At 69.6% G+C, this 14,044-nt stretch carries 6 protein-coding genes; all 6 read right to left on the bottom strand.

What is annotated here, in order from left to right:
• Window positions 1-12 precede the first annotated feature (12 nt).
• Window positions 13-1,281 (bottom strand): esterase/beta-lactamase LipL, encoded by a 1,269-nt coding sequence (gene lipL / locus A5727_RS23790; protein WP_231992206.1) that lies wholly within the window; start codon window positions 1,279-1,281, stop codon window positions 13-15.
• A gap of 62 nt (window positions 1,282-1,343) precedes the next feature.
• The gene (locus tag A5727_RS23785; protein ID WP_157521542.1) at window positions 1,344-3,110 is read right to left on the bottom strand and encodes an AMP-binding protein; all 1,767 of its coding nucleotides are present in this window, start codon (window positions 3,108-3,110) and stop codon (window positions 1,344-1,346) included.
• Between the two features lie 91 nt (window positions 3,111-3,201).
• Window positions 3,202-4,584: a non-ribosomal peptide synthetase family protein gene (locus A5727_RS23780; protein ID WP_231992205.1), complete on the bottom strand. Its 1,383-nt coding sequence runs from the start codon at window positions 4,582-4,584 to the stop codon at window positions 3,202-3,204.
• Window positions 4,577-6,001, bottom strand: coding sequence for a condensation domain-containing protein (locus tag A5727_RS23775; protein WP_068256160.1), 1,425 nt, complete (start codon window positions 5,999-6,001; stop codon window positions 4,577-4,579). Before A5727_RS23775 ends, A5727_RS23780 begins: the two co-directional genes overlap by 8 nt.
• A 19-nt stretch (window positions 6,002-6,020) precedes the next feature.
• Entirely contained in the window at window positions 6,021-7,481 is a 1,461-nt protein-coding gene (locus A5727_RS23770) for a condensation domain-containing protein (RefSeq protein ID WP_082949992.1), read from the bottom strand.
• A gap of 28 nt (window positions 7,482-7,509) precedes the next feature.
• A complete protein-coding gene (gene pks2, locus A5727_RS23765; protein WP_068256572.1) occupies window positions 7,510-13,797 on the bottom strand; it encodes a sulfolipid-1 biosynthesis phthioceranic/hydroxyphthioceranic acid synthase in 6,288 nt (2,095 codons plus the stop codon).
• Window positions 13,798-14,044 lie beyond the last annotated feature (247 nt).

Below are 14,044 nucleotides of genomic sequence, written 5' to 3'. Positions count from 1 at the left end.
GTGAGCCAGGACTCAGCCCGCCACTGGCGTCAGTTCGTCGTAACGCGAACCGAATTCGGCGATCGGGCGGTACCCCCGCGAACGCGCCGAGGCGGCCCCGCGACGGATCAGCGCCGCGGTCGCGACGAATCCGGCCTGGTCGGTCACCACGAACGGGGTCAGCAGGCGATTGTGCACGAACCCGATGGCCAGTCCACTCTCCGGGATCGCCCAGCCCATCGAACCTCCAAGGCCCACATGGCCGAAACCGGGCAGCACCCCGGGGAACGGCAGTCCGTGGTACCCGAGGTGGAACGACATCGGCATGCCCACGCTGCGGTCCGGACGCAGGCTCGGACGACCCGCCAGACCGGAGGCGACTCGCGTCGACAGGTATTGGATGCCGTCGATGGAGCCGCCGTTGGCGATGGCGCCGTACATCCGCGCCAGACCCCGCGCGGTGGCCACGCAGTTGGCGGCGGGCATCTCGGCGTCCAGCATCGGAATTTCGCCCTGGACAACGGATTTCATCCCTGGGAAGTACAGCGAGCCGAAACCGGCGGTCAAGGGGTGCAGGGCCGCGCGGGGTGCCAGCAGATTGAACACCGGGTTCGGCAGGTTCGACTGCGGATGAATGATCTGCGCCGCACGGGTGGGTGCGGTCGCCGGTGGGCGACCCAGGTGCACACCGTCGGTGCCCAGCGGCGCGGCCACCTCCTCCCGAAACAGTTGGCGCATACCCTTACCCGTCACCGAGCGGGCCAGCCCCGACAGCAGCCACCCGTAGGTCAGCGCGTGATAGGCCGGCTTTCCCCGCAGACGTGACGCGGGGGCCTGCGCCATCCGCGCCTCCATGGCCGTGTGGTCCAGCAGTTCCGCCTTGGTGACACCGTTCAGGTGCGACAGGCCGGCGCGGTGCCGCATCATCTCCCGCACCGTGATGTCGGCTTTCCCGTTGGCACCGAAGTCGCGCCAGTATTCCGCGACCGGGGTGTCGTAGTCGATCAGCCCGCGGTCGACCAGCCGATGGATGACGGTCGACGCCACCCCCTTGGTCGCGGAGAACACCATGCTGCCCGTGTCCGCGGTCCAGGGCTGCTGACCGCGGCGATCGGCATAACCCGCCCACACGTCGACGACGGGTTCCCCGTGCAGGTACACCGCGAGCGCGCCACCGCCGAACCTGGGATGACCGAACATCGCGGAGAACGCACGGACAGCGCACGAGAAGTTGGGGTCCGCAGCACCGTGGACGCCCTCCGGGAGCGCCGCGCTGCGCCCCGCTGATGTTACATGGCTCACACTGTGCACTTTACCCACCAGAGCGCCCCTAAACGACGCACATAAGCGGTGTTACCTGTCCGTTATCGGCTTCCCGCGGGCGCCCCCGCCAGCGCCGTGGCGTCCAGGCGCGTGAACTCCCCCGCCAGGTACTTCTCAAGGCTGGCCGAGCGCCGGGTCTTGCCGCTCGTGGTGATCGGAATCGAGCCCTGCGCGACCAGCACGATGTCGGCCACCGCGACGCCGTGGGCCGTCGAGATGACCGACGCGGCCTCGCCTTTGATGGTCTCGAGACGTTCGGTCAGCTCCGCGGGGCCGAGGCCCTTGTCCTTGACCTCGGCGATCACCACCAGCTTCTCGGTGGTGTCGTCGGGCACGGCCACCGCCGCGACCCGCCCGCGGGTGATCACCGACACCGAGGCCTCGATGTCGTCGGGATAGAGGTTGCGTCCCCGAATGATGAGCAGATCCTTCATTCGGCCGATGATGAACAACTCCCCCTCGGACATGAATCCGAGATCGCCCGTACGCAGCCAATTCTCGGCCGGTGCGTCGGCCGGCGCGTTGACCAGCCTGCCGCCGAACGTGCGCTCGGTCTCCGCGGGCTTGTTCCAGTAACCGGCACAGACGTTCTCACCGTGCACCCAGATCTCGCCGATATCGCCTGCGGGGCTCTCGGTCCCGTGGTCGGGATCGACGATGCGCACCAACGGCGACTCCGGGGCGCCGTAGCTGATCAGCGCCGTGCCGGAGGCTGCGCGCTCGGCATGCCCGGCCGAGAGCTTCTCCGGTTCGAAGTGCACCACCTGAGGAGGCTCGCCTGGGCTGCGGGTCTGCACGTACAGCGTCGCCTCGGCCAGGCCGTAGGAGGGCCGGATCACCTTGGGCGGCAGGTTGAAGCGCGCGAAACGCTCCGTGTACCTGCGCACGGTCACCTCGTGGACCCGCTCGGCGCCGCTCATGATGCTCAGGACGTTGCCGAAGTCGCACCCCTGCAGGTCCTCGTCGGTGGTGCGCGCAGCCGCCAGGTCGAACGCGAAGTTGGGTGCCGCGGTCAGCGCATGGGTGTGCGTTCCCAGCAGCCGCATCCACCGTGCCGGCCGGGCCAGGAAGGACAGCGGGCTCATCAGCACCGAGTGCCAACCGCCCAGGATCGGCGCGACGATGCCGAGCAGCAGACCCATGTCGTGGTAGAACGGCAACCACGACACCACGGTGCTGTCGGCCGGCGGCACCCGGTTGTAGTCGGGGTAGAAACCGCCCATCATCTGCTCGAAGTTGACCGCCAGGTTGCGGTTCGAGACCATGACGCCGGCCGGGGTGCGCGTCGATCCCGAGGTGTACTGCAGGTAGGCGGTCTCCGGCGGGGTCTCGCGCTTGAGCCGGCCGCCCGAGCGGGTGTCCAGATCGAGCGTGTCGACGGCCAGCACCGTCGGTGCGGGGCGCCCCTCGGCGGATGTGGCGTAGGGCGTGACCGTCTCGTTGACCGCCGAGGTGGTCAGGATGACGGTCGGCGCGGCGTCGGCCAGTACCGCGTTGACGCGATCGTCGTGGGCCCCGACCATCGGTGTCGAGAGCGGCACCGCGATCAGACCGGCCTCGATGGCCCCGAGGAACGCGACGACATACTCCATGCTCTGGGGTGCCAGGATGACGGCACGGTCCCCCACTGCCGCGACCTCGCGCAGCTTCACCGCGAGATTCTTGACGCGAAGGTACATCTGCGCCCAGCTGAGCGTCTCCTCGACGCCGTCCCAGTCGGATTCGTAGTCGATGAAGGTGAACGCCGGGTCGCCGGGCTGCAGGCCGGCCCGTTCGCGAAGAACACCAGTAAGCGAGGATGCGATCACTGTCAGATACCTTTCGTGCTCGGCGCAGAGATGGTGAACTCGGCCGAAGTTGTGCGGCTCGTGCCGCGAACGTCGAGGGTGGAGGCGGGCATCAGATCATCTGCCCGGTCAGGTCGTACTCCGCCAGGGTCTGGTGCACCAGATCCGTAAGCCAGGCCTTGGTGTTCTGCGCCCCCGGCTGGTAACCGACCACCGAGATGGACACCTTGCCGCCGAGCCGGCCGGACACGAGCACCAGATGTCCACCCGCGGCGACGATGTCGCGTTCGATGACGTTCTGGTCGATGCCGCGCATGACCATGTACTCGGCGTCGGATCCGTCGGGGCGGCCCACCGTGGGTTCGAGATCACCCATGTTCGAACACGACACCGGCAGATCGGCCGCACCGACGAAGACGTCGGACAGACGCTTCATGGCACGCTGCGGGACGAACGGGATCAGCGGCAGGAACTGCAGCGACTCGTCCGGGGTGTCCTTGCGTGCCTGCAGCGCCGACCTGATGGCGGCGCGGGCCGCGGTGAGGTCGGTGGTGACCGCGTCCGGGTCCACGCCCACGCTGCCGATCGACATCGCGTTGGCGCGGTAGTCGTCGAAGGAGCGATCGCTGAGCGCCAGAAGCAGATTCACCTTGGCGCCGTCGTCACCGGTGGTCACGGTGCGGCCCATCCGCGCGCCGAGGCGGGCGGCGACACCGGCCAGCAGGGAGTAGGTGTTCCCGCCGAGCGAGGCGGCGCGCGCGTCCCATTCGTCGATGTCGACGAAGACCGACACCGCGGGCACCGATACGACGCGGTCGGCTCCCACGATCTGCGCCCGCCGAGCGGGGGCCGTCCGCGCGATGTCGTGACGGCGCCGCAGGGTCAGCTTGATCGCCGTGGCCAGCGTGCGGCGCACCTCCGGCAGGTCGCGCAGGGTCGCGCGCGCATCCTCCCGGGCCGACCTCAGCCTGGCCCTGCGGGTCGTACCGCGGCGGGCCGGATAGCCCAGGTCGGGCCGCTCGCCCTTGATGGCGGCGAAGATCGTCACCAGACCGGCCACACCATCGCCGACCGCGTGGGAGGCCACCAGGCTCAGCCCGGTGGACCCGTCGGTCATCGGCAGCACCGACAGTCGCCAGCAGGGCCCGAACTCGGGGTCGATCGGACGGGCGGCCTGCTCGTCGGCCCAGTCGCTGAACTCTTCGCGGGGCCGGGCAGAAGTCTCGATGTCCAGATCGGACGCCGGGCCGAGCGCCGACACCCACCGGTGCCTGCCGAAGGGCAGCACCGAGCGCTGGATCAGTCGGCCCCCGAGCCCGTAGCCGAGGTTGTCGTGGAACCGCGCGAGCGCTTCGAAGTCGACCGGATGTTCGTAGATCCACAGGCACTGCATCAGCTGCGAGCGATTCCCCGCCCGCATGGCGTCGAACATCGCCTGGTCCAGGTAGACCAGCCGGTTGTCCATCGGCGCAGCGTTGTTCGCGGTGTCAGCCACCAATCTCACCTTCCGGATGGTCGACATCGGCGAGTCCGAACTCAGCCAGCACGCTGGACACGACGGCGCGCAGGCTGTCCTTGGTGTTCTCGGCACCGGGTTGATAACCCACGACGGTGAGCGAGACCCTTCCGCAGAACCGGCTCGAGACGACGGTCAGCAGGCCGCGGCGCTGCTCGAGGAGCCTGCGCGGGATGCGTCCGTTGATCCCGCGCAGCAGCAGGTAGTCGCAGTCGGTGCCGTCGAGCCGGCTCAGAATCGGATCGAGATCACCGAGGTTGGTGCACGACACCGGCAGATCGGCGAAGTCGAACAGCACGTCGGCGCCGCGCTTGACGGTGAACTTCGGGACGAACGGAATCAGGGGCAGCAGTTCCAACGACTCGTCGGGCTCTTCGCGGCGGCGTTTGAAGCCCTCACGCAGTGCGGTGCGCGCCGCCGTCAGATCTGTGGTGACCGACGCCGGGTCGACGGCGATCGTGTCAAGCGAGACGGCGTTGGCCCGTGAATCGTCCTCGGTGCGCTCACTGATGGGGACCAGCAGGCTCACCGCACCGTCCGCGGCGCGCTGACGGCCCATCCGGGCGCCGAGCCGGGCCGCGAATCCCGCCGCCAGCGAGAAGTAGTTGCCGCCCAGCGCCTCCGCACTCGAATCCCAGTCCGCGGCATTCACGAACACCGAGATGGCGGGCACCTGAACCTCGGCCGCCGAATCACCCGCGGATGTCACGATCGGCGGGGGTGCTGACCGTTTGATGTCCCCGCGCCGGCGGTAGGCCAACCGGGCCGCGGCGACCAGAGTCCTGGCCAGCGCGGGCACCTCGCGAACCGTGTCGCGCGCGTCCTCGCGCACTCCCCGCCATGTCGGCCGCGCTCCGGCGGGCGGAAGGTTCAGGTCCCGGCGAATGCCCTTGAGTGCGTCGGTGATCGTGATCACGGCGCCCATACCGTCGGTGAGGCAGTGCGAGATCTCCAGGCTGACCGCGGTCGAACCGTCGGTCATCGGCAGGGCACCCATGCGCCAGCCCGGCCCCGTCTCCGGATCGATCGGCAGACCCGCACGCTCATCGGCCCAGTCGGTGAGTTCCGTTCGCGGACGCGGGTTCTGCTCGATGTCGAACGGTGTCACCGGCCCGGTCGCAGCGACCCAGCGATGGCGTCCGAACGGCAGTGGCGACGGCTCGATGAGCCGGCCGAACAGACCGTATCCGAGGTCGGCGTGGAAGCGGTGCACCGCATCGAGGTCGATCCCGTTGTCGTACACCCAGACGAACTGCGCCAACGACTCCTCGCCGGTGGCGCGCAGCGCGAGGAACATCGCCTGATCGGTGTAGGAGAGTCGATTGTCCGGACCGGCATCCTGGTCCACCGCACGTCGGCGAAACCGCTGCCGACGTGCCCGATCCACCACCGCCATCACCCGTGCCTCCCCCGTGTCAGTTGGCGACGGAGCCCGCGGCCGCAAGGGCGGGCACATTCTGCTCCGGCGTGACCGCCGGCGCCGCCGTTCCGTCCTGCACCACCGCGAGGTATTCGGCCCTCATCGCCTCGACATAACGCAGGGCCGACACCCGGGCGGTCGAATTGTTCGGGAAGGCGACGGTGATCGTGGTGCCGCGCCCCAGTCGGTTCACCCACATGCCGAACTGGTGCGCGTCACCGGCATCGCTGAAGACTCGGCCGTTCAACTGGTTCCACTCCGCGATGATCGCCGGCGACAGCGGCGGCAGCCCCGCATCGAGGTACGACAGCATGGGCACACCTGAATCCGGTTTGTGCACGCCGACTTCGGAGGCCAACTCGACCACTCGCTCGAACGGCACGTGGGCCAGATCCACCCGCGAGTCGAACGACGCCTGCGCTGCGCGGGCGATGGCGCCGAATGACAGGCCGCCCACCGGCACGGTGATGGGGACCAGTCCGGTGAACCAGCCCGTGGTCATGAACTCCGACTGCGAGTTCCGCGTCGTCGTGGGCGTGACCACGTGGTAGGTGTCGTTGCCCGTCAACGCGCGCTCAGCCAGGGCCGCGCAGGCGAAGACCCCGCCGCTGAACCGGGTGCCCTCCGCCATGCATGCCGCCTCGAAGCGGTCGGTCTGCTCCTCGTCGAGCAGTTCCACCGTCAGCAGTGCACCGCCGCGGGACTCGGCCATGGTGCCGAGCGGCAGGGAGAACTTCGGCATGGATCCGCCGTTCTCCTCGGCGTACTCGATCCACGCCCGCACTTCGGGTGAGTCCAACGTCAGCGCCGAGGTGTACTCGTGCTGCCGCGTGCAGTAGTCGTGGTAGCTGCCCGGTTCGGGAAGCTGCAGTGGCGCGCCGCCGCCGACCAGTGCGGCGTACATCATGTGGATCTCGACGAACAGCGCGCCCATGAACATCGCGTCGGCATGCACGTGGTCGACACTGAGGAAGAACGTGAAGTGATCCGTACGCTGGATCACGCCGAACCGGAAGCAGTCCCACTGCAACGGGTTCGGGGTGGCCAGCGCGTGCGCGCGCCAAGCCTCCGCCGTCATCTCGCCGTAGTTCTTAGCCGCGAACCTGATGTCGCGGGGGTTCTCCAGCGTGTGCCGAATGAAACCGTCGCCGCCGTCGTGTTCGAACCAGCTGTGAAAGGTGTCGTGCCTGCGCAGGTAGGCGTTGATCACATGGGTCATGGCTCGAACGTCGCACTGGCCCTGAATGTTCCACGACGGGATGTTGAGCCTGGCCATGTTGCGGCCGTGCGCGGCGTGGTCCCGATAGGCGTGCAGATGCTGCGCCTGCTGATAACTGACCGGCACCGAATTGACCGGAGCGGCAGCCACTTTGGCCAATGTTGACGCTGAAGGCTCCCATGACGTGACCACGCCGGGGGCGTCGTCCCACTCGTGGATTGCTTGGAATGCGACCACTACTGCCCCTTACTCCACTGTCGGATCGTCATGATGGACTCGACACCGCCGTATCGGCAGCGAGGGTTTCGCTGAGGCTCTCGGCCAACGCCCGGATCGTCGTGATGCCCATCGGGCTGATCCGAATGCCGGTCTCGGTCTCGATTCGCGTCCGCAACTCGAGATTGCCGAGAGAGTCCAGTCCGTACTCGGAGAGCGGTCGGTCCGGATCGACCGCTCGCCGCAGGATCAGGCTGATCGAGTCGGAGATCAGCCTGCGCAGGCGGCCAGCCCACTCGTCGTGCGGAAGCGCGCGCAGTTCGGTCAGGAACTGACTGGAGCCGCCGCGATTCTGGTCGGCGTTGCGGAACGCCTCGGCGAACGGCCGCGCCTGAGCGAACGACATCAACCACGGCGCGCCCGCCACCGGCGCGTACCCGGTGTGCGCCCGGTCGTGCCGCAGCAGCGCGTCGAAGGCGTACGCGCCGTCGCTCGGCGAGATCGCCATGCTCTCGTCCGCCGCCATCCCCTGTCCAGCGCCGATCTCCGACCATGCGCCCCACGCGATCGCCGTGGCCGGAAGACCCTGGGCCCGGCGCCAATGCGTGAACGCGTCGAGCCAGCTGTTGGCGGCGGCGTAGGCGCCCTGACCGGGCGACCCGACCAGCGCGGCCGCCGAGGAGAACGAGCAGAACCAGTCCAGCGGCTGATCCACGGTGGCCTCGTGCAGATTCCACGCCCCGACGACCTTCGGCGCCCAGTCGCGCTGGACCAGATCGTCGGTGATCGCGGCCAGTGTCGCGTCCTCGACCACCGCGGCGGCGTGCAGCACACCACGCAGGGCCAGACCCGTGGCCGTCGCGGCGGTGACAAGACGGTGGGCGGTCCCCGGCTCGGCGATGTCGCCGCGGCACACGTCGACCTGAGTCCCGGCGGCGCGGATGCGGTCGATCACGGCCTGCGCGTGTGCGCCCGGCGACGACCGGCCGTTGAGCACGATCCGACCGGCGCCCGCGGCAGCCATCTTCTCGGCCAGGAACAGCCCCAGCCCGCCCATGCCGCCTGTCACGACGTACGCGCCGTCACGGCGGAACGGCTTGGCCTCCGACGGCGGAACCACCGCGGTGTCCTGGCCGCTGTGCGGGATGTCGAGCACGAGCTTGCCGGTGTGCCCGGCCGCACCCATGACGCGGATCGCCGTGGCGCCCTCGGCCAGCGGGAAGTGCGTGGTCTGCGGAGGCGGCAGCACACCCTCGGCGATCTGGGCGAACACCGTCGTGAGCAGGTCTCGCATGGTGGCGGGATCAGTCAGCGCCAACAGCGCGAGGTCCACGGCGTAGAACGCCAGGTTGCGCCGGAACGGGAACAGCCCGAGCCGGGTGTCGCCGTAGATGTCGCGCTTGCCGATCTCGACGAAACGTCCACCGAAGGACAGCAGTTCCAGACCCGCCCGCTGCGCGGCACCCGGCAGGGAGTTCAGCACAATGTCGACGCCGTAGCCGGCGGTGTCACGCCTGATCTCCTCGGCGAACGCCGTGCTCCGCGAGTCGTACACGTGCTTGATGCCCATGGCCCGCAGGACATCTCGGCGTTCCTCGCTGCCCGCGGTCGCGTATATCTCAGCGCCCGCGGCGCGCGCGATGGCGATGGCCGCCTGCCCGACACCTCCGGTGCCCGAGTGGATCAGCACCTTGTCCTTGGCCGAGATTCGGGCCAGGTTGTGCAGGCTGTACCACGCGGTGGCGTGCGCGCTCGGGACCGCGGCGGCCTGACTGGCCGACAGCGCGGGCGGCAGCGTGACCGCGAGGTTGGCGTCCGAGGTGATGTAGGTCGCCCAGGCACCCGAGGTCGAGATCCCGGCGACCTGGTCGCCGACCTGGTGTTCGGTGACGCCGGGTCCCACCGCGGTGACCACACCGGCGTAGTCGGCGCCGAGCGAGGGCATCCGGCCCTCGAACGACGGGTAGCGGCCGAGCGCGACGAGGACGTCGGCGAAGTTCAGGTTGGAGGCCGTGACGGCCACCTCGATCTGCCCGGGTCCAGGCTCCACCCGGTCCACCGCGGCCAGTTCGAGCGACTGCAGGTCGCCCGGCGTGCGGATCTGCAGCCGGACGCCGTCGCGCTCGTGGTCGACTGTCGTCGTCCGCAGGTCGTCGGCTCCCAACGGGGTCAGGTTGAGCCGCGCCACGTACCACTGCCCGTCGCGCCAGGCCGTCTCGTCCTCGTCGCCGCCCGCGAGCACCTGAGCGGCCACCCGCTCGGCCTCCGCGACGGATCCCGGAGTGGCGTCGAGGTCGATCGACGTCGGATTGAGGTGAGGATGTTCGACGCCGACGACACGCAGCAGTCCGCGCAGGCCGCCCTGTTCCAGGTTGGCCACATCGCCGTCGACGACCGTCTGGGTGCCGCGGGTGAGCACGTAGAGCCGGGGGGCGCCGGCGACCTCGGGAAGCTCACGGGCGATGTGCACGAGGCGGCGGACCTGATCGGCGCCCGTGGCCACCGACTCGGCGCCGGGGGCGCCGGTTGCCGACTCGAGCACCACCACGACCGCGCCGATGCCCCCACCGGACAGCTGGGCCACCAACTCGGCCTGCGCCTGCTCGTCGTGGCCGTGCAGCGGCCAGCTCAGGCGGTGCACGTCCACGCCACGCTGACCGAACGCATCCGCCAGCTGGGCCGGCAGTTCGTCGGCCTGGCCGCCGTCGATCACCAGCAGGGACCGGATGTCGGTGCTCGCGGCCGCCGGGGCCTCCTGCCGGACCCAGCCGATCGTCAGCAGCCGGCTGTTGAGGGTGCGGTCACGCTCGGACTCCGCGGTCGTGCCGGTGCCGAGGCGCAGCCCCTGCACGGCGACCAGGACGGTGCCGTCGTCGTCGAGGATGTCGAGGTCGGCCTCGACCGTGGTGGCGTCCACCCGCTGCACCCGCGCGTAGCAGTACTGCGCGTGGCGGGTGCTGGCGTGGGCCCGGATCCGACGCACACCCAACGGCAGCAGCAGCGTCGGCGCCGCGTCGTCGCGGATGTCCGGATGGGCTGCGACCGCCTGGAAGCACGCATCGAGCAGCGCGGGGTGCACCGTGTAGGCGGACTGCCCCGAACGCAGCGCACCCGGCAGCGCGACCTCGGCGAACACCGACCGCTGGCCGCCGGTGCCGACATGGGCCGCGACCAGGCCGCAGAATGCGGGCCCATAGACGATGCCGCGCTCGGCGAACAGTTCGCGCAGGTGCGCGCCGTCGATCCGCTCGGGGTGGGTGTCGAGCAGGCGCGTGATGTCGTGGACCGCGGGCGAAGCCTCGTCGGCCGTCTTCAGCCGCGCGCCGGAGCGACGGACGCGATCCTCGTCGGCGACGGTGTCCACCTCGAAGTCGACCGCACCGTCACCGCGGCGTTCGGCCTGGGCACAGACCTCGGTGTGTTCGTCGAGCAGGAGCATCTGGTCGAACGTGACGTCGCAGACCTCTGCGGCGTCGCCGAGGACCAACGCGGCGGCCGACAGCGCCATCTCGCAGAAAGCGGCGCCCGGCAGTGCAGTGACGCTGTTGACCTGGTGATCGTCGAGCCAGGGTTGCGCCGCGGTTCCGATGTCGGCCTGCCAGACGTGGCGTTCCTGCGCCTCGGGGAGCCGGACGTGTGCGCCCAGCAGCGGATGCACGGCCAGGCTGTGGCCTCCGCGGGCGTCCTCGGCGACGCGGGTCAGCATCAGCGTCTGGTGTGTCCAGGCCGGCAGCGGCGCGTCGATGAGTCGGCCGTCGGGATAGAGCGCTTCGAAGTCCACGGCCGCACCCGCGCTGTGCAGATCCCCGACGAAGCCGCGCAGGCCGTTGGGCATGTCCTGTTCACGGCGCATGCTCGCCAGCACGGCCATCGACATGTCGAGACCGCGTGCGGTCTGGTCGACGGCGTGGGTCAGGAGCGGATGGGGCGACAGCTCCCCGAAGACGCGGTACCCGTCCTCCAGTGCGGCCTGGACGGCGGCGGCGAACCGCACGGTGTAGCGCAGGTTGTCCGACCAGTAGTCGAGGTCGAAGACCGGTGTGTCGCGCGGGTCGAACAGCGTCGACGAGTAGTACGGGATCTCGGGATCCGTCGGCGAGATGTCCTCGAGAGCGTCGGCCAGGTCGTCGAGGATGGGGTCGACCTCAGGCGAGTGCGAGGCCACCTCGACCGCGACCTCCCGGGCCATGATGCCGCGCTGCTCCCAGGCGGCGATCAGGCGACGCACCGAGTCCTTGGCGCCGCCGACCACGGTGGACTGCGGCGAGGCGACGACCGACAACACGACGTCGGTGACGCCCTGCGCGGTCAGTTCGGACAGCACCTGGGACGCGGGCAGTTCGACCGACGCCATGGCGCCTGAACCCGCGACGGTGTCCATGAGCCGCGAGCGACGGCAGATCACCTTGACGCCGTCCTCCAGCGTCAGGCCGCCGGCGACCACGGCTGCCGCGGCCTCGCCCATCGAGTGGCCGACGACGGCGCCGGGCGTGACGCCGTAGGAGCGCAGCGTCGCGGCCAGCGCGACCTGCATGGCGAAGATTGTCGGTTGGACCCGGCCCATGGTGGCGACGACGTCCGGTGAGGTCATGGCCTCGGTGACGGAGAAGCCGGACTCCCGGGCGATCAGGGGTTCGAGTTCTGCGATGGTGGCGGCGAACACCGGTTCCGACGCCAGCAGTGCCGTACCCATGCCGGCCCACTGCGAGCCGTGGCCGGAGAACACCCACACCGGTCCTCGTCCGGCGTTGGCGACCGCGGGCTCATGGGGCAGCTCGCCGTCGGCAACCTCGCGCAGCCCCGTGACCAGTTCCTCGGGTGTGGCCGCGAGCACCGTGGTGCGCACGCTGCGATGCCCGCGGCGGCGGGCCAGGGTGTAGCCCAGGTCGCGCAGCTCGTCGTCGCGCAGGTGCGAGCCGGCCCAGTCCGCGAGCCGGCCCGCGGTCTGACGCAGGCCCTCGGCCGACGTGGACGACAGCGGGAACAGCAGCGGCCCGTCGACGCCCACGGGCGCGGCGTCGTGCGCGACAACCTTGGGCGAGGATCCGGTGGGGGCCTGTTCCACCACGGCGTGCACGTTGGTGCCGGAAAGGCCGTAGGACGACACCGCGGCACGGCGCGGCTGGCCTGCGATCGGCCACGGCACGTTCGCCTGCGGAATGAACAGGTTGGTGTCGATCTTGGCCATCTCGTCGGGCAGCCGGTTGAAGTGCAGGCTCTGCGGGATCACGCCGTGCTGCAGGGCCAGGACGGCCTTGATCAGGCTGACCGCGCCGGAGGCCGACTGGGAGTGGCCGAAGTTGGTCTTGGAGGAGCCGAGCGCACAGGCCGATTCGATGCCGTACACCGCGGCGAGGCTCGCGTACTCGATGGGGTCGCCGACGGGCGTCCCGGTGCCGTGCGCTTCGACCATGCCGACCGAGGACCCGTCGACGCCGGCCACGGCCAGGGCGGCGCGGTAGGCCGCAACCTGAGCGTCCCGCGACGGGGTGGCGATGTTGACGGTGTGCCCGTCCTGGTTGGCGGCGGTCCCCCGGATGACCGCAAGAATGCGGTCGCCGTCTCGTTCGGCGTCCTCGAGGCGCTTCAGCAGCACCATCGCGCAGGCCTCGCCCGAGACGAAACCGTCGGCGTCGACATCGAACGCGTGGCACTTGCCGGTGGGCGACAACATGCCCTGCGCGGATCCGGACGCCATCTTGCGGGGCTCCAACAGGACGTTGACGCCGCCGGCCAGCGCAAGGTCGCTCTCACCGTCACGCAGGCTGCGGCACGCGTTGTGGACGGCCAGCAGGCCCGACGAGCACGCCGAGTCCACGGTGTACGCGGGCCCGGTGACGCCGAGCGCGTAGGCGATACGTCCCGACGCGAGGCTGAAGTTGTTGCCGGTGAACCCGTACGGGCCCTCCAGAGCCTGCGCGTCGGCGGCCACCAGCTGGTAGTCGGCGTAGGTCATCCCGACGAAGACACCGGTCAGCGAGCCGGACAGGCTGCTGGGGTCGAGGCCGGCGTGCTCGAGGGCCTCCCACGAGGTCTCAAGAAGCAGGCGCTGCTGCGGGTCGATCGCCGTGGCCTCGCGCTCACTGATGCCGAAGAACTCGGCGTCGAATCCGCCGACATCGTCGATGAAGCCACCCCACTTGGAGACGGAACGGCCAGCAACGCCCGGCTCGGGGTCGAAGAACTCGTCGGCGTCCCACCTGTCGGCGGGCACCTCGGTGACCAGGTCGTCGCCGCGCAGCAGCGCATCCCAGAGCGCCTCCGGTGACGCGATGCCACCGGGCAGCCGACAGGCCATCCCAATCACGGCCACTGGGGTGACTGATGCCTCGCCCAACTCCTCCACCCCTTCTAGGACTGCGGATTCCTATTAAAATACGTTCGCCGAGCGAAATCTTCGCGGCGACGTTCTGAAGGAACGCCACTGCGACCATACCGCTCGACTAAGTTGCCGACGTGAGTGCGTACTGTAGCCGCTCTCCTATAACAGGGTGCCGTTTCAGCCCCCCGTCCACCAAATTGCCAGTTCAGCGTTTTCTCGTCACACCGGCAGCCGACGACGACCGCCAGGCGCTTGGCGACCG

It is taken from the genome of Mycobacterium sp. ACS4331, from assembly GCF_001667265.1.
Taxonomy (GTDB): Bacteria; Actinomycetota; Actinomycetes; order Mycobacteriales; family Mycobacteriaceae; genus Mycobacterium.
Note: the sequence above shows the minus strand (reverse complement) of the source record. Positions and strands in the feature narration are given on the sequence as shown.